Origin of the sequence: Pseudomonas sp. AF03-9 (genome assembly GCF_020515815.1) — a bacterium.
In the GTDB taxonomy this organism is placed as follows: Bacteria; Pseudomonadota; Gammaproteobacteria; order Pseudomonadales; family Pseudomonadaceae; genus Aquipseudomonas.
The window spans coordinates 354,574-373,205 of record NZ_JAHPJF010000003.1 but is presented as its reverse complement, the minus strand read 5'-3'; the positions used below and the strand labels follow the sequence as shown (position 1 = coordinate 373,205).

17 protein-coding genes and 1 pseudogene are annotated in these 18,632 nt (G+C 62.4%); 10 read left to right on the top strand and 8 right to left on the bottom strand.

Annotated features, from left to right (window positions below):
* Together LIY36_RS08780 and LIY36_RS08775 are read left to right on the top strand one after the other, a co-directional pair.
* Positions 1 to 260: pseudogene (locus LIY36_RS08780) on the top strand (serine/threonine protein kinase); the annotation flags it as partial.
* Positions 253 to 1,041 carry an MlaA family lipoprotein gene (locus tag LIY36_RS08775; RefSeq protein ID WP_192298814.1) on the top strand — a complete coding sequence of 263 codons (789 nt, stop codon included), beginning with the start codon at positions 253 to 255 and terminating at the stop codon, positions 1,039 to 1,041. The pseudogene LIY36_RS08780 and the gene LIY36_RS08775, both read left to right, overlap by 8 nt.
* A gap of 53 nt (positions 1,042 to 1,094) precedes the next feature.
* On the opposite strand, the gene LIY36_RS08770 is transcribed toward LIY36_RS08775, so the two are convergent.
* The 7 genes from LIY36_RS08770 to LIY36_RS08740 all read right to left on the bottom strand — a co-directional run bounded on the left by LIY36_RS08770 (position 1,095) and on the right by LIY36_RS08740 (position 8,949).
* Positions 1,095 to 2,009, bottom strand: a complete 915-nt coding sequence (locus tag LIY36_RS08770) for a DUF808 domain-containing protein (RefSeq protein ID WP_226455438.1) — start codon at positions 2,007 to 2,009, stop codon at positions 1,095 to 1,097.
* A gap of 47 nt (positions 2,010 to 2,056) precedes the next feature.
* Entirely contained in the window at positions 2,057 to 3,343 is a 1,287-nt protein-coding gene (locus LIY36_RS08765; RefSeq protein ID WP_226455437.1) for a histidine-type phosphatase, read from the bottom strand.
* A gap of 69 nt (positions 3,344 to 3,412) precedes the next feature.
* Entirely contained in the window at positions 3,413 to 4,690 is a 1,278-nt protein-coding gene (locus LIY36_RS08760) for a histidine-type phosphatase (protein WP_226455436.1), read from the bottom strand.
* A gap of 16 nt (positions 4,691 to 4,706) precedes the next feature.
* Positions 4,707 to 5,459: a porin gene (locus tag LIY36_RS08755; protein ID WP_329959603.1), complete on the bottom strand. Its 753-nt coding sequence runs from the start codon at positions 5,457 to 5,459 to the stop codon at positions 4,707 to 4,709.
* Positions 5,460 to 5,528: 69 nt separating this feature from the next.
* Complete coding sequence (locus LIY36_RS08750) at positions 5,529 to 6,899, bottom strand: MFS transporter (RefSeq protein ID WP_226455435.1); 1,371 nt, start codon at positions 6,897 to 6,899, stop codon at positions 5,529 to 5,531.
* A gap of 61 nt (positions 6,900 to 6,960) precedes the next feature.
* Positions 6,961 to 7,785, bottom strand: coding sequence for an inositol monophosphatase family protein (locus LIY36_RS08745; protein WP_226455434.1), 825 nt, complete (start codon positions 7,783 to 7,785; stop codon positions 6,961 to 6,963).
* 147 nt (positions 7,786 to 7,932) lie between these two features.
* A complete protein-coding gene (locus tag LIY36_RS08740) occupies positions 7,933 to 8,949 on the bottom strand; it encodes a LacI family DNA-binding transcriptional regulator (protein WP_226455433.1) in 1,017 nt (338 codons plus the stop codon).
* A gap of 144 nt (positions 8,950 to 9,093) precedes the next feature.
* On the opposite strand from LIY36_RS08740, the gene LIY36_RS08735 reads away from it, so the two are divergent.
* Together LIY36_RS08735 and LIY36_RS08730 are read left to right on the top strand one after the other, a co-directional pair.
* Positions 9,094 to 9,699: a TetR/AcrR family transcriptional regulator gene (locus tag LIY36_RS08735; protein WP_226455432.1), complete on the top strand. Its 606-nt coding sequence runs from the start codon at positions 9,094 to 9,096 to the stop codon at positions 9,697 to 9,699.
* Between the two features lie 204 nt (positions 9,700 to 9,903).
* The gene (locus tag LIY36_RS08730; protein ID WP_226455431.1) at positions 9,904 to 10,362 is read left to right on the top strand and encodes an REP-associated tyrosine transposase; all 459 of its coding nucleotides are present in this window, start codon (positions 9,904 to 9,906) and stop codon (positions 10,360 to 10,362) included.
* Between the two features lie 133 nt (positions 10,363 to 10,495).
* Here the strand turns inward: LIY36_RS08730 and LIY36_RS08725 are convergent, their stop codons facing one another.
* Positions 10,496 to 10,936 carry a GlcG/HbpS family heme-binding protein gene (locus LIY36_RS08725; RefSeq protein ID WP_226455430.1) on the bottom strand — a complete coding sequence of 147 codons (441 nt, stop codon included), beginning with the start codon at positions 10,934 to 10,936 and terminating at the stop codon, positions 10,496 to 10,498.
* Between the two features lie 256 nt (positions 10,937 to 11,192).
* Between LIY36_RS08725 and gcl the strand changes: the two genes are divergently transcribed.
* The 6 genes from gcl to LIY36_RS08695 all read left to right on the top strand — a co-directional run bounded on the left by gcl (position 11,193) and on the right by LIY36_RS08695 (position 18,601).
* The gene (gene gcl / locus LIY36_RS08720; RefSeq protein ID WP_226455429.1) at positions 11,193 to 12,968 is read left to right on the top strand and encodes a glyoxylate carboligase; all 1,776 of its coding nucleotides are present in this window, start codon (positions 11,193 to 11,195) and stop codon (positions 12,966 to 12,968) included.
* A 10-nt stretch (positions 12,969 to 12,978) separates the two neighbouring features.
* Positions 12,979 to 13,761, top strand: a complete 783-nt coding sequence (hyi, locus tag LIY36_RS08715; protein WP_226455428.1) for a hydroxypyruvate isomerase — start codon at positions 12,979 to 12,981, stop codon at positions 13,759 to 13,761.
* Positions 13,762 to 13,840: 79 nt separating this feature from the next.
* A complete protein-coding gene (locus tag LIY36_RS08710; protein ID WP_192298801.1) occupies positions 13,841 to 14,731 on the top strand; it encodes a 2-hydroxy-3-oxopropionate reductase in 891 nt (296 codons plus the stop codon).
* A 189-nt stretch (positions 14,732 to 14,920) separates the two neighbouring features.
* Positions 14,921 to 16,201 (top strand): glycerate kinase type-2 family protein, encoded by a 1,281-nt coding sequence (locus LIY36_RS08705; protein ID WP_226455427.1) that lies wholly within the window; start codon positions 14,921 to 14,923, stop codon positions 16,199 to 16,201.
* Positions 16,191 to 17,606 (top strand): pyruvate kinase, encoded by a 1,416-nt coding sequence (gene pyk / locus LIY36_RS08700; protein ID WP_226455426.1) that lies wholly within the window; start codon positions 16,191 to 16,193, stop codon positions 17,604 to 17,606. Before LIY36_RS08705 ends, pyk begins: the two co-directional genes overlap by 11 nt.
* A gap of 119 nt (positions 17,607 to 17,725) precedes the next feature.
* Complete coding sequence (locus LIY36_RS08695) at positions 17,726 to 18,601, top strand: urea transporter (RefSeq protein WP_226455425.1); 876 nt, start codon at positions 17,726 to 17,728, stop codon at positions 18,599 to 18,601.
* Positions 18,602 to 18,632: the final 31 nt, after the last annotated feature.

Below are 18,632 nucleotides of genomic sequence, written 5' to 3'. Positions count from 1 at the left end.
GGCGCGCGCGCTCTGACGGCGGCAGCCTGCTGCAACTGGTTGACCAGGTCAGCCTGTACGCCCTCAAGGACTACCTGCACAACAGCAAGAAAATCGCGGTCATGCACAACGCCGACGACGTGATCCTCGGCCCTGGCGACCTGGGTTTCCTGCGTAAAACCTTCGGCGATCGCTTGACCGTCTACCCGCTGGGCGGCCACTGCGGCAACCTCAATTACCGCGTCAACGCCGACGCCATGCTGGAGTTCTTCCGTGGCTAAATATCTTCTGCTGCTCGCCGCCTTGATGTGTGCGGGCGTGGCCAATGCCGACAACAGCAAGGCCCATGAACCGACCAAGGTCGACGCCGATGGCTTCAAGGAGCCACTGTCCAAGCTCAAGTTCAACCCCGGCATGGACCAGCGTGAGTTCGAACGCTCGTCGCTGACCGCACTCAACGTCTACGACCCGCTGGAGGCCTGGAACCGTCGCGTGTACCACTTCAACTACCGCTTCGACCAATGGGTGTTCCTGCCCGTGGTCAACGGCTACACCTACGTGACCCCAAGCTTCCTGCGCACCGGCGTGAGCAACTTCTTCAACAACCTGGGTGACGTGCCCAACCTGTTGAACAGCCTGCTGCAACTCAAGGGCCATCGCTCCCTGGAAACCAGCGGGCGCCTGCTGCTCAACACCACCATCGGCATCGCCGGCCTGTGGGACCCGGCTACCGCCATGGGCCTGCCGCGCCAGAGCGAAGACTTCGGCCAGACCCTGGGCTTCTACGGCGTACCCGGCGGCGCGTACTTGGTTCTGCCGGTCTTCGGCCCGTCGAACCTGCGTGACACCACCGGCCTGATCGTCGACTACAGCGCCGAAAGCCAGATCAATTTCCTCAACGTGTCCGAAGTCAGCTCCAACCACCCGGAAATCTGGGCCCTGCGCGCGGTAGACAAGCGCTACCAGACCAGCTTCCGCTATGGGCAGATGAACTCACCGTTCGAATATGAAAAGGTGCGCTACATCTACACGGAATCACGCAAGTTGCAGATCGCCGAGTAACCCGCCACAAAAAAGGCCATTCGAAAGAATGGCCCTTTTTTATGCCGCGACGATCAAGCCCTCACGGTGTTCCAAAGCTTGCCCAGCACACTGACCACCGCCAGCACCACCGCCCCCGCGACAATCCCCGCCAGGCCATTGAGCAATACCGGCACCAACCACGCCACCCCACCCGCGCCCAGGCTGACGGTCTCGATCCAGTGATGCACCACCGGCACGCCATGGGTAAGGATGCCGCCGCCGACCAGGAACATCGCCGCCGTACCGATCACCGACAAGCTCTTCATCATGTATGGCGCCGCCCGCAGGATCGCGCCGCCGATGCTGCGCGCTGCTTGGCCTGGCTTTTGAGTGAGCCACAGGCCCAGGTCATCGAGCTTGACGATGCCGGCCACCAAGCCGTAAACCCCAATGGTCATGACGATGGCAATGCCCGACAGCACGATCACCTGCTGCATCAGCGGCGCATCCGCCACGGTACCAAGGGTGATGGCGATGATTTCGGCGGAGAGGATAAAGTCGGTGCGGATCGCGCCTTTGATCTTGTCCTTTTCGAACGCCACCAGATCGGTCGCCGGGTCCGCCACGGCTTCGACCAACTGCGCGTGCTCGGCCTGGTCTTGCGCCTTGCTGTGCAGGAATTTATGCGCGAGCTTCTCGAAGCCTTCAAAGCACAGGTAGGCGCCTCCGAGCATCAGCAGCGGCGTGACCGCCCACGGCGCGAACGCACTGATCAACAGCGCCGCGGGCACCAGGATCAGCTTGTTGACGAACGACCCTTTCGCCACCGCCCACACCACGGGAATTTCCCGCTCGGCGCGCACACCGCTGACCTGCTGGGCGTTGAGCGCCAAGTCATCGCCGAGCACGCCGGCGGTTTTCTTGGCGGCCATTTTGGTCATCAACGCAACGTCATCGAGCACAGCGGCAATGTCGTCGATCAGTACCAGTAAGCTGCTGCCTGCCATGTTCCATTCCTCGGAAAAGTTTTGCCGAGGATAGGTGGCCGACAGGGTTATGGATAGTGGTACGGCGTCAACGCAGTACGGTCGATGTTTTGATCCAACCGTTGCAAGGCAGCGTCCAATGGGCACAACACCCCCACCGATGCCGTGATGCAGCCCTGAGTGCCGGTCATATCGGCATGCAGCGGCGGCTGGGCCCTTGTCAGCGGCGTCAACTGGCGAATCTGCTCCAAGGACTGGGCCTCGAACGCGACCCGCAGGAAGTAGCGTCCGCTGGAGAGCTGCTTGTAGCGTTCGAATTGCAGGCTGCCCACCGGCGGGATATTGCCCTCCAGGTAGTCGCCCAGGCTCCAGCGAAACCCGAGCAGCGTGCGCAGGTAGGAAATGTTGGTGTCATGGGCCACCAGCAGGGTGAAGCGCGTGTCGGGCGGCATCCCCAGAGGGTCGTCCTTGGCCTGGGGCGTGCCTTGTCCGAGCGCCAGGGCAATCTGGTTCATCAGCTGCGAGCCGCCACGGCTGGCGATATAAGGGCTGTCATTGATGAAGTCGTATTTGGCCTTGGTCAATGCCGTCAACTGGGACACTTGCCGCGCGCTGCGCCCGTGGCCAAACGCGACCTGGTCCAGCGGCAGGCCTTCGCTGTACTCCAGGCGGAATGTCTCGCCCAGGTTGGCCTGCGTGCCCAGGCCCTTGATCGCCAGCCGCCCATCTTCGTCCTGGGTCAATTGCCAGGGTTCCTCGGCGTAGCTGCATGGGGCGGAGCCCGCGCAGATCACGTTGCGCAGTTGTTGTTCCGCGTCCCGGTAGCGGGCCTGTGCGCCGGCGACGCTGCCGCCCATGCGGGCGAGCACGCTGTCTTCGGCGCGTTGCGCGTCCAGGCGGGCAAAGGGCATTTTGTCGGCCTGGAACAATGCATCCTTGTCGCCCTGCACCACGCTAGGCTGCAGGCCACAGCCCGGAAACAACCCGTCGAGCAGCGCCAAGGCCGTAGCCTGGGTGCGCTGCAACGGGCTGGCGCGCACAAACACTTGCCCGGACGACGGGCAACCATCGGGCAACAGGCCGGCGGAGCGCAAAACCTGGCCGCGATAGCGGCCCATTTCCACCGCCGCCGCGTAACCGTGACCGGTCAAATGCCCATCCGGCACCGACCAGCGGGGTTGCGCGCGGCCGGTGACCTTGGCCAGTTTCGCGCTGTCGGTGGGTGGACGCACGCCGTGACGGCTGACCTGCACCACCTTGTCCAGCACAAAGTCATCGGCGGGTGCCGCGTGGACCTGAAGTGAAATCAGGCTGGCCAGGACCAGCGGGGTGAATCTTACGAAGCAAATGAACATAACGGTGTCCTGTGTCGGGTCTACGGATGGCCATCCCCGCCCGGAGCGAGCGGGAATGGCCGCGCCGGGTCAGGGATAGCGGTAGGCCGTCAGCGCCGAGCGGTCGATGGCACGCCCCGTGCGCTCGACGAACTGCACCATCGGACACAGGGTGCCGACCGAGGTATGCCGGCAGCCCGGCTGATCGAAATCGGCCTGCAACGGTGGATGCTCCGGACTCAGGCGCTGCAAGGCACGTATCTGATCCATGCCCTGGGTGATGAACCGCGTGCGTACAAAGCGCTCGCCGGTCTGGGTGTCGCGGTAGCGCTCGAAGGCCAGGGTGCCGGTGGGCGGGATATTGCCTGGCTGGTACTCGCCCAACTGCCAGGTAAACCCGAGCATCGTACGCAAGTGCGAGATATTCGTGTCGTGAGCCACCAGCATCAGCAGGCGCGCCGCCGGTGGGTTGCCCAGCGGATCGTTTTTCTCCATCGGCGTGCCCTGCTCCAGGGCCAGCACAATCTGGTTCATCAACTGCGAGCCGCCACGGCTGGCAATGTACGGCGTGTCATTGATGAAGTCATATTTGGCCCGGTGCAGGCGCCCCAGGGCCGAGACTTGCGCGGCATCGCGGGCATGGCCGAAGGCGACATCGGCCAGGGGCATGCCTTCGCTGTATTGCAGGCGAATGGTCTCGGCCATCGACGACGCCTTGTCCAGCCCCTTGATCTTGAACCGGCCGCCATCGCCCTCCTTCAACGCCCACGGCGTGTCGAAAAACGGACACGCCTTGCCCACTTCGCACACCGCGTTCTTCAGGCGCTCCAGGTCCGGGCGCAAGCGCTCCTGGGCGGCTTGCAGGTTACCGCCCAGGGCTTGCAGGATCTGCGCCTTGGCCATGGCCGGATCGAGTTTGGCGAACGGCATTTCGTCGGTCTGGAACAACGGGTCCGGCTGGGTGCGCGCCAGGGCTTTTTCGCCACAGCCAGGAAACATGCCATCAAGCAGCGCCGCCGCGGTAGAGCGCGTGCGTTGCTTGGGGCTGGCCACCGCGACCAGGCTGCCAGGCTGCGGACAGCCACTGGCCAACAGCCCGGCCTCCCGGTAATACGCCGCCTGCCAGGCGCCCATGTAACTGGCAGCCAGGTAGCCATGGCCGGTCAGCTCACCGTCCTGCACCAGCCAGGGGGTCCAGGCACGGCCGGTGGCCTTGACCAATTTGTCGGTATCGGTAGGCGAGCGCACGCCATGGCGGCTGACCTGCACGGCTTTTTCCAGCACATAGTGGTCGGTTTCGGACGCTTGGAGGCCGGTACACAGGGTCAGCGCAGCCAACGCCAGGCCCGTACGATTGAGTAGGGTCATGTTCAGGTTCCTTGGATCAGAATTCGTAGGAGAAGCCCACGCGGTAGCGGGCCTGGCGCTGGTCAGTGTTCTTGTCGACATACACGTCGGCCACTTCCAGGTACGGAGTCAGGCGTTTGGTCAGTTTGTATTCGAATAACACCTTGTTGCTGTAGTTCTTGCGCGTACCGTCGAACACAATCTGGTTGCTGTAAATCTGCTTACGCCCGACACCGACCGACAACAGACCGAATTTATACTTGGCGCCCAGCTCGACCGCGTTGTCGTGCTTATCGGCCTTGCCCTCTTCGTCGTAGCGCGTGAGCTTGTGGTAATAGCCCGGCGTAATGGAGAACCGGTCGGTGATGGCATAAGACACTTTCAGCGCCGGCTTGTAGGATTTCTTATCCTTGCCGTCGGCATAGGTGAACTTGGGCTTGACCTTCCAGTGGGCCCCCAACTTGTGGCTGTACTTGACCTTGGCCTTGAGCTCGTCCTTGGTCAGGCGGGAAAACGCCTTGCCCGGCTGGCCGTCGCCGTCGGGAGCCGTGGCCATCACCGCTTCGAAGGAAAACGCCAAGCCATTGTCCAGGGCCTGGGTCAGCATCACCTTGTCCTTATGCTCTCGCTCGACCTCCGAATACTGGTGCTGGTAATCCAGTTCCAGTGCCTGGGTGGTGGTCGAGGCAATGACCAGGCCAATAAACGTATACCGCCTCAACGCTTTCTTATGCTGCCCAGCACTCAATTTCTTCATGTCTTCACCTGTTATTTTTATTGTGGATGGCACCACTGCGTCACTTTTCGAGCGCGCAGCGGTACCGCTTCCGACGACTCGGAACGGTTGAAAAAGGGATGATCAGTCTGTGAGCGGTTTATCGACCAACAGCCGCTGTGTTCGCTTGCGGCGATGGATTTGCCCGGAGAACAACGCGGTCATCAAGACCGAAATCAGCGAGGCACCCAGCCAGAACAACGACAGGGCGTGGAAGTCGTACAGCTTGCCGCCGTCCTGGGCCAGGGTGGTGCCATGCTCGATCAAGACCCCGGTAAGGATCTCCCCGGCGGCCGCACCGGCATAGCTGGCAATGCCGATCATGCCCAGCGCCGCACCGGCTGCGCTTTTGGCGGCGATATCCACGGCCATCAGGCCGCCGAGGAAACACAGCAGCGCGCCCATGGACAGGCCGAACAGCATCATGGCCATTGCATCCAGCCAGTAATGGCCGCCGGGCAGGAACAGGAACAGGCCCAACGAAGCGCTGTTCATCAAGCCGAACAACACCGCCAGGCCATGGCGCCGGCCGCCGAAAAAGCGATCGGAAACCAGCCCGCTCAGGCCCGTGCCGACAATGCCGAACACCCCGGTGATAGAGATCAGCGCCGAGGCTGACAACGTGTTGTAGCCCTTGGCGTTTTCCAGGAAAAACACCCCCCAGGAAATCACCGCATAGCGGCCGATATACATCAGGCAGGAGGCCAGGGCGAGCAACCACAGCGCAGGATTTTTCAGCAGTGCCAGTTGTGCGCCCCATTTGCCGATGGTCTTGGACACGGCGTCTTCGCGGCCGCCGTGCACTTCGGCAAAGCCTGCGCTTTGCGGTGAGTCAGCCATGAACAGGTAGATCAGCAATATGCCGAGTACGCCCATGGCAGTGGCGAGGAAATAACCATACTGCCAGCCCCAGGTGACGATCACGGCGGCGACGGCGATGTACGTCAGTGCCTCGCCCAGGCTGTGGGCAATCGACCAGAAACCATAGAACGTGCCGCGGTCCTTGTCGGTATACCAGCGCGACAACGACACCACGCACGGCCCCACGCCCATGGACTGGGCCCAGCCGTTAAGGCCCCAGGCCAGGGTGAGGAGGATCGCATTGGTGGTCAGGCCCATGCAGGCGTTGACCACCGCACTGATCAGCAACCCAAGCATCATGAAGCGCCGCACATTCGCATGGTCGGCCAGGAAACCGTTGACCAGCTTGCCCACCGCATAGGTGAAGAACAGCGCAGAACCGATCATGCCCAATTGGGTGGGAGTGAGCAGGTTCTGCCCCACCAGCGCCGGCTTGGCCACATTGAAGGACAGCCGACACACGTAGAACAGCGCATAGCTCAGCGACATGGACAAAAAGGTCAGCCAGCGCACCCGGCGGAAAAGTCGCCCGTCAGGGTCGACCACCAATGGCTGCGCAGGCGCGGCGTGAAACAAGGACAGCAGGGATTTCATGGCGGACAGTCTCCTATTGTTATTATTCGCTGTACGTTGAAACGCAGAGGGTGAAACGCGCTCAAGCCTCCAGTGACGGGCCGATCAACCCGGCCAGTTGCGGGTACACCTGTGGACTGGCCACCAGCAGCGGGTTGCCGCCGAGCAAGCCATCGCCGCGCAGGAAATCGCTGCAACGGCCACCGGCTTCACTCACCAGCACCAGCCCTGCGGCACAATCCCAGCTGTTGATATGGGTTTCGTAGTAGCCAACCAAGCGCCCAGCGGCGACGTAAGCGATCATCAGCGCGCCGGAGCCATTGCGGATAAACATGCCGCCGCCGTTCAGCAGACCGGAGAGAAACGGTATGAAATGCTCGCTGCCGCGCCGATGGGAGGTGCCCACGCCGGTTACGCCGTAGCGGATATCCGCCGCCGCGCTGACCCGGATCGGCGTGTCATTCACATAGGCGCCCAGGCCGCGGCAGGCGTGGAACAGCTCGTTGTGATTGGCATCGGCCACGGCGCCGAGCCAGGGTTGGCCATCCACCAGCAAGCCGATGGACACACACCAGGTATGCAGGCCGTTGACAAAGCAACTGGTGCCGTCGATAGGGTCAACCACCCAGACACAACGTGCCTGCAAATCGGCGGCGCCACCCTCCTCGCCCACAAAGCCATCGTCGGGAAACTGCTCGGCCAGGCGCTCCTTGATAAACACCTCCAACTCGCGGTCGGCGATGCTCACCACATCCTGGGGGACTGAATCCTTGTGTTCGACATCCAACTGCTCGCGCTTGCGGTAATACGCCATGCCACGCTGCGCGGCATCCATCGCCACCTGACGCACCAGCGCGTAGCGCGCCGCCAGGTGATCACGGTCCAGTAACGTCTCTGCTTGCGTCATAAACAAGGCCTTCAGCATGGATTGCACACGTGTGCAAATGATCCGGAAAAAAAAGTGAAGGCACGGCCCTTTGGATAGGCCAGCCACTCACCGCTTACTGCCCATACAACACGAAATAAATTTTCCCTTCAAGCAATTATTGAAATTTTATTTCTGAATTATCGTAGTGCCGCGCTGGATCAGGGTCACCGGCACCGGCTCGAACCGGGCGACCCGCGTGAAGTTTTCACCCCGTGCGACGATCGCGTCGACGGCGCGTTGCGCCAGTTCCACGTTGTCCTGGCGCACCGTGGTCAGGTCATAGGCCAGTTGCGCGGCCTGGGCGATGTCGTCAAAGCCGATGACCTGCACCTGTTGCGGCACCTGCAGGCGCAACGAAAAACGCAGGGCATCCATCACCCCCAGCGCCAGCATATCGGTTGCGCAGAAGATCCCGTCCGGCCCTTCCCCCTGGCTGAACAGCGCCGGCACCGCCTGCATTCCGCCCTGGTAACCCGGGGTCTCATTGACCACCGTCTGTGCCTGCACCCCCGCTTCGGCCAGACGCTCGCAAAACCCCAGCCAACGCTCGCGGCTGCTGAAGTTATGCGCGCCCTGGCCCACAAACGCCAGGCGCCGCGCACCGCCCTTGAGCAACGCATCGGCAGCCATACGCCCACCGGCACGGTTATCACTGCCCACCACTTCGGCCCCGGCCAGTTCATGGCCACGGTTGATCATCGCCACCGGAATCTGCCGATCCAGGTAATGCCGGACCACCGACAACGGCGGCGAGGCCGAGGTAAGGATCACCCCGGCAATCTGATAGCTGAGCAGCGCCTGCAATGACTGCTCAAGCTGGGCAGGGTCATCGGCGTTCATCAACAATGGCATCAGGCCGCGACGGCTCAGGCTGTGGGCGATGGGACTCAAGAGGCTGGCCCGAAACGCGCTGTCGAACCCCGCCGTGACCACGCCGACGAAGTTACTGCTGCCCTTGTTCATGGTGCGGGCAATCATATTGACCTGATACCCCAGGGCCTTGGCCGAGGCCAGCACCTTTTCCCGCGTGGCCGGAGCCACGCTGGCGCCCGGGGTGAACGTACGCGACACTGCCGAGCGGGAAACACCAGCATGCCGGGCCACATCCAAGGACGTAATCACGTTTTTTTCAGAGGAGTCCATCGGCCACTGCCCACTGCGAAAGAGCCGCTACGGTAATGGCAAACGCGGTACAGGGAAAGAGTGGCCAGTGCCCATTCTTGAGGGCCTCACGAAGCCGGTGCTACTATGCCCGACCGCCTGTACTGGCAAGGAACCCCCAGGTTTATGAGCACCATTCGCGAGCGCAACAAAGAAAAGATCCTGCGGGCGGCGAGCGAGGAGTTCGCCGACAAGGGCTTCGCCGCGACCAAGACCAGCGACATTGCCGCCAAAGCCGGGCTGCCCAAACCCAACGTCTATTACTACTTCAAGTCCAAGGACAACCTCTATCGCGAGGTGCTCGAAAGCATTATCGAGCCGATCCTGGCCGCCTCCACGCCGTTCAACCCGGACGGCGAGCCCAAGGAAGTACTGAGCAACTACATCCGCTCAAAAATCTGCATCTCCCGTGATTTGCCGTTTGCCTCCAAGGTCTTCGCCAGCGAAATCATGCACGGCGCCCCGCACCTCAGCGCTGACCAGATCGAGCAGTTGAACGCCCAGGCCAAGCACAACATCGAGTGCATCCAGAACTGGGTGGATCGCGGCCTGATCGCCGCGATTGACCCCAACCACCTGATGTTCAGCATCTGGGCGGCGACGCAGACCTATGCGGATTTTGACTGGCAGATCTCCGCGGTGACCGGCAAGGCCAAGCTGGATGAAGCGGATTATGAGGCGGCGGCGCAGACGATTATCCGGTTGGTGCTCAAGGGGTGTGAGCCAGACTGATACACCGCGGCGAGGCCATCGCAGGCAAGCCAGCTCCCACACTGTTCTGTGCCGGACACAAAATGAATGAACACTGCGGGCCCCTGTGGGAGCGGGCTTGCCCGCGATAGCGCCATATCAGACACATCCTGCCAAAAGCCTGCCTATCAGCCTCCCCCCTACAGATCTAGCCTCTCAGAACACCCACTGAAAAGAGGCCATGGAATGCCTGATCTCCCCGCTTCAAAACGCCTGCGCATTGGCAGGTATGATGAGCCCAACCGTATCTATCTACTGACTACCAATACGCTTGATCGCGAGCCCGTTTTCCAGGACTTCAAGCTCGGCCGCCTAGTCGTTCAACAATTCAGAATTGCCCAAAACCAAGGCCTGGCAACCTCTTTGGCCTGGGTCGTCATGCCCGATCATTTCCACTGGCTAGTCTCACTGGAGAAAGGCTCACTGGCCGCCTTGATGCGCCAGGTGAAATCCAAAAGCACTCGCGTCGTGAACGCTGTAGCCAGGCGTCAGGGTCGGCTCTGGCAGCCGGGTTTTCACGACCATGCAGTGCGCCGTGAAGAAAGCCTTGAAGGGATCGCCCGGTATATCGTGGCCAATCCCTTGAGAGCTGGGTTGGTAAAGAAATTTGGCGACTACCCGTTGTGGGATGCCATTTGGCTTTGACTTGAGACCGAGCCGCCTGCATCGCGGGCAAGCCCGCTCCCACAGTTGGCCGTATTCACACATATAAATGTGTGAACCCAATCATTTGTGGGAGCGGGCTTGCCCGCGATGAGGCCCTTGCAGTCACATCAAATCAAGCCGACACCCCCGCATCCGCCAACAACCCCACCCCCTCAATCGCCGTAATCGCGCACTGCTCGTCAATATCCGACGTATCCCCGCTGATCCCGATCGCCCCCAGCACTAAGCCCTGCTGATCCCGAATCAACACCCCCCCCGGTGCCGGCACAACGCTGCCCTGCCCCAAGCTGTTCAACGCGGCGATAAACGCCGGCCGCTGTTGCGCGTCCAGCGCCAACAAGCGCGAGCCCTTGCCCAGCGCAATCGCGCCCCAGGCCTTGCCGATGGCGATCTGCGGGCGCAGCAGGCTGGCGCCGTCTTCCCGTTGCAGGGTGATCAGGTGCCCACCGCTGTCGAGCACCGCGATGGTCAGCGGCGCCGCTGAAATCGTGCGGCCTGCGGTAAGGGCGTGGCTGGCCAGTTGGGTGGCTATTTTCAAGGTTAAAGCGCTCATGGTGCCGTCCTTATCTTGTTATGGAAAAAGCGGTGGAGGTCTAAATCGTGAGATGCTCGATCAAACAAATAGAACACAATGACATTTGTTTTTGTATACAATATTTTCGCACAAACCCTCCATACGTCGAAAAAATGCCTTCCGACGAACGCCAAAGCCAATAAACAAAATGAATTGACCTGCGCCGCTCGCCGTGAATACACTTTGACGAGAAACCACTTGTATACAATTACAAAACGCAAGAGGCACCAAAACCATGAGCAAAATGAGAGCAATCGAAGCCGCCGTTCTGGTAATGCGCCGTGAGGGCGTGGACACCGCCTTCGGTATCCCAGGCGCCGCGATCAACCCGCTGTACTCGGCCTTGCAGAAGGTGGGTGGCATCGATCACGTCCTTGCTCGCCACGTTGAAGGCGCCTCCCACATGGCCGAGGGTTACACCCGCACCAAGGCCGGCAATATCGGCGTGTGCATCGGCACCTCCGGCCCGGCGGGCACCGACATGGTCACCGGCTTGTACAGCGCCTCGGCCGACTCGATCCCGATCCTGTGCATCACCGGCCAAGCCCCTCGTTCCCGGATGCACAAGGAAGACTTCCAGGCGGTGGACATCACCAGCATCGTCAAGCCAGTGACCAAGTGGGCAACCACCGTCCTCGAACCCGGCCAGGTGCCTTACGCGTTCCAGAAAGCCTTTTATGAAATGCGCTCCGGCCGCCCAGGCCCGGTGCTGATCGACCTGCCGTTCGACGTACAGATGGCCGAGATCGAATTCGACATCGACGCCTACCAGCCGCTGCCGCTGGCCAAGCCACTGGCCACACGCATCCAGGTGGAAAAAGCCCTGGCCATGCTCGATCAAGCCGAACGCCCACTGTTGGTCAGTGGTGGCGGCGTGATCAACGCCGACGCCAGCGACCTGCTGGTGGAGTTCGCCGAGCTGACCGGCATCCCGGTGATCCCAACCCTGATGGGCTGGGGCACGATCCCCGACGATCATCCGCAGATGGTGGGCATGGTCGGCCTGCAAACCTCCCACCGTTACGGCAACGCGACGATGCTCAAGTCGGACGTGGTGCTGGGCATCGGCAACCGCTGGGCCAACCGCCACACGGGGTCGGTCGAGGTGTATACCGAGGGTCGCAAGTTCATTCACGTCGACATCGAGCCGACGCAGATTGGCCGCGTGTTCACCCCGGACCTGGGCATCGTGTCCGACGCCGGCTCGGCCCTGACAATGTTCATTGAAGTGGCCCGCGAGTGGAAAGCCGCCGGCAAGCTCAAGGACCGCAGCACCTGGCTCAACGACTGCCAGCAGCGCAAGGCCACCCTGCATCGCAAGACCCACTTCGACAACGTACCGGTCAAGCCGCAACGGGTGTATGAAGAGATGAACCAGGTGTTCGGCAAAGACACCTGCTACGTCAGCACCATCGGCCTGTCGCAGATTGCCGGTGCGCAATTCCTGCACGTCTACAAGCCACGTCACTGGATCAACTGCGGCCAGGCCGGTCCCTTGGGCTGGACCATTCCGGCGGCCCTTGGTGTGGTCAAGGCCGATCCGAGCCGCAAGGTCGTCGCGCTGTCGGGGGACTATGACTTCCAGTTCATGATCGAAGAATTGGCGGTGGGCGCGCAGTTCAAGCTGCCGTACATCCACGTGGTGGTGAACAACTCCTACCTCGGCCTGATCCGCCAGGCCCAGCGCGGGTTTGAAATGGACTACTGCGTGCAGTTGTCCTTCGACAACCTCAACGCCCCGGAACTCAATGGCTATGGCGTCGACCACGTCGCCGTCGCCGAAGGCCTGGGCTGCAAGGCCCTGCGAGTGTTCGAGCCTAGCCAGATCGCACCGGCCCTGCGCCGCGCCGAGGCAATGATCGAAGAGTTCAAGGTGCCGGTGATCGTCGAGATCATCCTGGAGCGCGTGACCAATATTTCCATGGGCACCGAGATCAACGCCGTCAACGAATTCGAAGATCTGGCCCTGGTCGGCAATGACGCACCGACCGCCATTTCCCTGCTCGATTAAGGAGAACCCTATGCCGCGTTTTGCCGCCAACCTGTCCATGCTGTTTACCGAGCAAGACTTTCTTGCTCGCTTCAAAGCGGCCGCCGATGCGGGCTTCGAAGGTGTCGAGTACCTGTTCCCGTACGAATTCAGCTCGGCTGAAATCAAGGCACACCTGGACGCCAACGGCCTGACCCAAGTGTTGTTCAACCTGCCGGCCGGCGACTGGGCCAAGGGCGAGCGCGGCCTGGCGTGTCACCCGGACCGGGTCGAGGAATTCCGCGCCGGGGTCAAGCTGGCCATCGCCTACGCCCAGGTCCTGGGCAACACCCAGATCAACTGCCTGGCGGGCATCCGGCCACAGGGCGTGGACGATGCCACCCTGGAAAAAACCTTCGTCGCCAACCTCAAGTACGCCGCCGACAAGCTGCAAGCCGCGGGCATCAAGCTGGTGATGGAGATGATCAACACCCGCGACATCCCCGGCTTCTACCTGAACAACACCGCGCAAGCCTTGTCGATCCGCGAGCAGGTCGGCAGTGCCAATCTGTTCCTGCAATACGACATCTATCACATGCAAATCATGGAGGGCGACCTGGCCCGCACCATGGCCGCGCATCTGGGCGAGATCAACCACATCCAGCTGGCGGATAACCCTGGACGCAACGAGCCGGGGACCGGGGAGATCAACTATCGGTTCCTGTTCGAGCATTTGGACCGCATTGGTTACAAGGGCTGGGTGGGTTGCGAATACAAACCGCTGACTACCACCGAGGCAGGTTTGGGCTGGCTCAAGAGCCACAACGCCATCTAACCGACACACCACATTGGATCGTCTGTGTTTGGCAGGCTGAGACAGGCCTACCCATCTAATAAAAAGAGGTTTTTTCGTCATGGCTAAAATCGGATTCATCGGCACCGGCATCATGGGCCAACCCATGGCCGCCAACCTGCAAAAGGCAGGTCACCAACTGTTCCTCTCCGAACATCACGGCAAAGCCCCGCAAGCCCTGCTCGACGCCGGCGCCATCGCCCTGGCCAACCCGCAGCAAGTCGCCCAGGAAGCCGAGTTCATCATTGTGATGGTGCCCGACACCCCGCAGGTCGATGACGTGCTGTTCCGCGCCGACGGCGTGGCCGCCGGCCTGTCGCCAAACAAAGTGGTGATCGACATGAGTTCGATCTCCCCCACCGCCACCAAGGCCTTCGCCGCCAGGATCAACGAGGCCGGCGCGCACTACCTGGATGCGCCCGTGTCCGGCGGTGAAGTCGGCGCCAAGGCCGGCACCCTGAGCATCATGATCGGTGGCGAGCCGCAGACCTTCGAACGCGCCCTGCCGCTGTTCCAGGCCATGGGCAAGAACATCACCCTGGTCGGCGGCAATGGTGATGGGCAGACCGCCAAGGTCGCCAACCAGATCATCGTCGCGCTGAACATCCAGGCAGTGGCCGAAGCGCTGCTGTTCGCCGCCAAGAACGGTGCCGACCCGGCAAAGGTGCGTGAAGCGCTGATGGGCGGTTTTGCCTCGTCGAAGATCCTTGAAGTGCATGGCGAGCGCATGATCAAGGGCACCTTTGACCCGGGCTTTCGCATCAACCTGCACCAGAAGGATTTGAACCTGGCGCTGGCCGGGGCCAAGGAACTGGGGATCAACCTGCCGAACACCGCCGGTACGCAGCAGGTGTTCAGTACCTGCACCGCAATCGGTGGCGGCAACTGGGACCACTCGGCGCTGATCAAGGGCCTGGAGCACATGGCGAATTTCTCGATTCGCGACAAGTAAGTCCTGACTTGAAATGCAAGCCAGTGTGGGGCTGGCTTGTGTGGGAGCGGGCTTGCCTGCGATAGCATCACCTCAGTTTGCCTGATACACCGAGGTGTTTGCATCGCAGGCAAGCCAGCTCCCACACAAGCCAGCTCCCACATTTCCAGGTCTCACCTCTAATAACAAGAAGCCCCCGGGAGCCCGCTTATGTCGGTCGATCCGCAACACCTGCTTCGCGAGCTGTTCTCCACAGCCATCGACGCCGCCCACCCCCGGCAAGTCCTTGAACCCTACCTGCCCGCCGACCGCAGTGGCCGGGTGATCGTGATCGGTGCCGGCAAAGCCGCCGCCGCCATGGCCCTGGTTGTCGAAAACAGCTGGCAAGGCGAAGTCACGGGCCTGGTCGTCACCCGCTACGGCCATGGCGCGCCGTGCAAGAAAATCGAAGTGGTCGAAGCCGCTCACCCGGTCCCCGACGCCGCCGGCCTGGCGGTGGCCAAGCGCGTGCTGGAACTGATCAGCAACCTCGGCGAAGACGACCGCGTGATCTTCCTGCTGTCCGGTGGCGGCTCGGCCCTGCTGGCCTTGCCCGCCGAAGGCATCACCCTGGCCGACAAGCAAGCCATCAACAAAGCCCTGCTCAAGTCCGGCGCCACCATTGGCGAGATGAATTGCGTGCGCAAGCACCTCTCGGCGATCAAGGGTGGCCGGCTGGCCAAGGCGGCATGGCCGGCCACGGTCTACACCTATGCGATTTCCGACGTGCCGGGCGACCAGGCCACGGTGATTGCATCCGGCCCCACCGTCGGCGACCCAAGCACCTCGGCACAGGCGTTGGCGATCCTCAAGCGCTACAACATCGATGCCCCCGCATCGGTGCGCAGCTGGTTGCAGAACCCCGCCTCGGAAACCGTCAAGCCGGGCGACCCAATCCTCGCCCGCAGCCATTTCCAATTGATCGCCCGCCCGCAGCAATCCCTCGAAGCCGTGGCGGTCAAAGTGCGCCAGACCGGGTTCAGCCCGCTGATCCTCGGCGACCTCGAAGGCGAAGCGCGGGACGTGGCCAAGGTGCATGCCGGCATTGCCCGGCAAATCGCGCAACACGGCCAACCACTGGCGGCGCCGTGCGTGATCCTGTCCGGCGGTGAAACCACTGTGACCGTGCGCGGCAATGGCCGTGGCGGGCGCAACGCGGAGTTCCTGCTCAGCCTTACCGACAGCCTCAAGGGCCTGCCCGGCGTATACGCCCTGGCCGGTGACACCGACGGCATCGACGGTTCCGAAGACAACGCCGGCGCGATCATGACCCCGTGCAGCTATTCACGCGCTGAAGCGCTGGGCCTGTCGGCCAGCGACGAGTTGGACAACAACAATGGCTACGGCTACTTCGCGGCCCTCGACGGGTTGATCGTCACCGAGCCGACGCGCACCAACGTCAACGACTTGCGCGCCATCCTGATTCTTGAGACTGCCAAACATGACGCCTGACAAGAAGGTCAAAATCCTCGCCACCCTGGGCCCGGCCACCGACGGTATCGATGACATCCGCGAGCTGGTCGAAGCCGGGGTGAATATCTTCCGCCTCAACTTCAGCCACGGTGAGCACGCCGACCACGCCCAGCGCTACCAGTGGATCCGCCAGGTGGAACGCCAGCTGAATTACCCGCTAGGCATTCTTATGGACCTGCAAGGGCCCAAGCTGCGGGTTGGACGTTTTGCCGACGGCAAGGTGCAACTGGTGCGCGGCCAGGCGCTGCGCCTGGACCTGGACGAAGCCCCGGGCGACGAACGCCGGGTGAACCTGCCCCACCCGGAAATCATCGCCGCCCTGGAGCCGGGCATGGACCTGTTGCTGGACGACGGCAAGTTGCGCCTGCGGGTGATCACCAAGCATGCCGATGCCATCGACACCACCGTGCTGAACGGCGGCGAATTGTCGGACCGTAAAGGTGTGAACGTCCCACAAGCGCTGTTGGAACTGAGCCCGTTGACCGCCAAGGACCGCCGCGACTTGAGCTTCGGCCTGGAACTCGGTGTGGACTGGGTCGCGCTGTCGTTCGTGCAGCGCCCGGAAGACATCCGCGAGGCCCGCGAGCTGATCGGCGACCGCGCCTTCCTGATGGCCAAGATCGAGAAACCTTCGGCAGTGCAGCGCCTGCGGGAGATCGCCGAATTGAGCGACGCAATCATGGTGGCCAGAGGCGACCTCGGCGTGGAAGTGCCGGCCGAAAGCGTGCCGCAAATCCAGAAAGACATCATCAGCACCTGCCGCCAGTTGGGTAAGCCGGTGGTGGTTGCGACGCAGATGCTCGAATCCATGCGCTTCTCCCCGGCGCCGACCCGCGCCGAAGTCACCGACGTGGCCAATGCGGTTGCCGAAGGTGCCGATGCGGTGATGCTCTCGGCGGAAACCGCCTCCGGCGAGTACCCGCTGGAAGCCGTGCAGATGATGAGCAAGATCATCCGCCAGGTGGAAAGTGGTCCGGATTACCAGGCCCAGCTGGATGTAAGCCGACCCAAGGCGGACGCCACGGTGTCGGATGCGATCAGCTGCGCGATCCGGCGTATCAGCCACATCCTGCCGGTGGCGGTGCTGGTGAACTACAGCGAGTCGGGCGCCTCCAGCCTGCGCGCGGCGCGGGAGCGGCCGGTGGCGCCGATCCTCAACCTCACGCCAAACCTGTCCACGGCACGGCGCTTGAGCGTGGCCTGGGGCGTGCATTCGGTGGTCAATGACCGGCTGCGCCAGGTGGATGAGGTGTGTTCCACCGCGCTGGAAATTGCCCAGGCCCAAGGGATGGCGGAGCGGGGGGATACGTTGGTGATCACGGCGGGGGTGCCGTTCGGGCAGCCGGGGTCGACCAATTCGCTGCGTATCGAGACGTTGATTTAGCGTCTGTAAGGGCCCCTTCGCGAGCAAGCCCGCTCCCACATTTGACGGCGTTCACAAATCAAAATGTGGGAGCGGGCTTGCTCGCGAAGGGGGCAACTCGGTCTAGCTGACTTACCTCTATGCACAACCCTACCTGCCCCGACTGGGCCGAAGCCCTGCTCAACGGTTTCAGCCAAATCTTCCTCCAGCGCCAACCGCTGTGCGGCCTGCTGTGCCTGCTGGCCATCCTGATCGGCGCCCCGGCCTTGTTCGGCGGGGCGTTGCTGGGTGGCATCGCGGGTTTGCTCACGGCCCAGCGTCGGGGTTATCCCAAGGCCGAGCGCCAGGCCGGCCTGTATAGCTACAACGGCGTACTGCTGGGGTTGTTGGTCAGCCAGCATTTCGCCTGGTCTGCGCTGTTGCCGCCGCTGATCCTGGCCTGCGGCGGTGTGGCGGCGATGCTCACGCGCCAATGGCTGAAACATGCAACCCGCCCGCAGGCCTTGCCCGCCTATACCGCGCCGTTTGTCGGCCTGGGCTGGTTACTGCTGGGCAGCGCGCCAGAGAGCACCTTTACCCTGACCACCCCGCAAACCGTCTCCGTCCTCAGCGCGCCCTTTACCGGGCTCGCGCAAATCATGCTGCTGGACGCCCCGCTGGCCGGCGTCTTGATTGCGCTCGGCCTGTGGTTGGCGAACCGAGGCGCCGCCATCTGGGCCTTAATCGGCGCCAGCACCGGCATGCTGGTTGCGCTGCTGCTGGACGAACCCACCAGCGCCCTCCTCGGCCTGCACAGCTACAACCCGGCGCTGGCGGCACTGGCCTTGAGCCAGACACGTCGCCAGCCGTGGCTGGTGTTGCTCGGCATCGGCCTGGCGATTGTGCTTACGTCAGCTTTCGCCACGCTGCATCTGCCAGCACTGACAGCGCCCTTCATTCTTGCCTGCTGGCTGGTACACGCAGGCGCCCGCCTGCTTCAGAAACCGCGCATGGACAGCCCCTTCGAATCCCCCTAGGCTTGCTCGATATTCGTTTCAGGCGGGCTTT